The sequence below is a fragment of the Neomesorhizobium albiziae genome, from assembly GCF_900114255.1.
Classification (GTDB): Bacteria; Pseudomonadota; Alphaproteobacteria; order Rhizobiales; family Rhizobiaceae; genus Neomesorhizobium; species Neomesorhizobium albiziae.
On record NZ_FOSL01000088.1, the window covers coordinates 1 to 1420 of the forward strand.

At 58.7% G+C, this 1420-nt stretch carries 1 protein-coding gene and 1 pseudogene; both read left to right on the forward strand.

Annotated features, from left to right (window positions below; all coding sequences use genetic code 11):
* Nucleotides 1-111: 111 nt before the first annotated feature.
* Nucleotides 112-279 (forward strand): annotated as a pseudogene (locus F3H98_RS30905) (IS110 family transposase); the annotation flags it as partial.
* Nucleotides 280-606: 327 nt separating this feature from the next.
* On the forward strand, nucleotides 607-1420 hold an 814-nt coding region (locus tag F3H98_RS30910), incomplete at its 3' end, for a DDE-type integrase/transposase/recombinase (RefSeq protein WP_244622030.1).

Here is a 1420-nt window from a genome sequence, read left to right on the forward strand (position 1 = left end):
AGTCTCGTTCATGGCGTATCGCTCTCCTTGAGAGGTTCTGGCAGGCTTCAATCACCCGCCTCGATACGCCGCCCTTCTCAAACCGTCATCACCCAGTTTCCGCCATAGCTCCAGCCGAATTCGGCGCTGGCCCAATGGTTCAAAGCACGTGTCGAACACAATGGCGGGCGCATGAAGAAATCGACTATTACCGCGCTGGCACGCAAGCTGCTGATCGCACTCTGGAAGTATGCAATGTCTGGGGTGGTTATCGAAGGTGCCGTCATGAAACAGGCATGACGGCACGCGTTTCACCCTACTGAAATCTACCGGGATCTGATCAATCCTGGCGGATCCAGGTCGATGAACCGCGAAAGCGCATGGCGACAGCCTCGTTCTACAGCCGCAGCGGGACGGACTACGGATATGTCGTTGGAAACGATTGGATCCACCGCGGCCAAGCGGCCCCGGACATCCTCATCGGCGCACTATCCCGGGACGGCCGCCTGCCGACCCGGTACCGCCCCGAGACAAACTTCGACATCCACGGTCAGTCCTATACGGCCTAATTTGTTTGATCCCGGACTTTGATGGTGCATCATTATCGCACGAATCAAGGGAAGCGCTATGGGCCAGGTTCTTCACGGGAGCGCCACGACGACTGAGGCGGTCCGTCGAGCAATACAAAATAGTCAAGAGAGCCTGAGGCAGCTCGCCAAGCGCTACGGCATCAACCAGAAGACGGTGGCGAAGTGGAAGAACCGGACCTCGGTCACCGATGTGCCGACTGGCCCGAAAGAACCAAGGTCGACGGTGCTGTCGATCGAGGAGGAGGCGATCATCGTCGCTTTCCGCAAACACACGCTCCTGTCCCTGGACGATTGCCTCTATGCCTTGCAGCCGACCATTCCGCACCTGACACGCTCTTCATTGCATCGCTGCCTGCAGCGCCACGGGATCGGACGGTTGCCCGATGTCGAAGGCGACAAGTCGGCCAAGAAGAAGTTCAAGAGCTACCCGATCGGCTACTTCCACATCGACATCGCCGAGGTGCAGACCGCCGAAGGCAAGCTCTACCTCTATGTCGCTATCGATCGCACGAGCAAATTCACCTTCGTGCAGGTCGTCAGGAAGACGGGCCGGACCTCGGCAGCGGCCTTCCTCACGGCCCTGATCGAAGCCGTTCCCTACAAGATCCACACCGTGCTCACCGACAATGGCATCCAGTTCACCTTCCCGCAGCGATACGCCGATGGACCGACGGCGCGTTACGTGACGCACATGTTCGACATGCGTTGCCAGGAGAACGGAATCGAGCACCGGCTCACCAAGGTGAAGCACCCCTGGACGACTGATGTGATCGACAAGAGCTTTTTGATCGGATTTGCGATATTCTCCTGTTGCGCATGGGTGACCGCGTGGCGAAGAGCAGGGTCCGAGG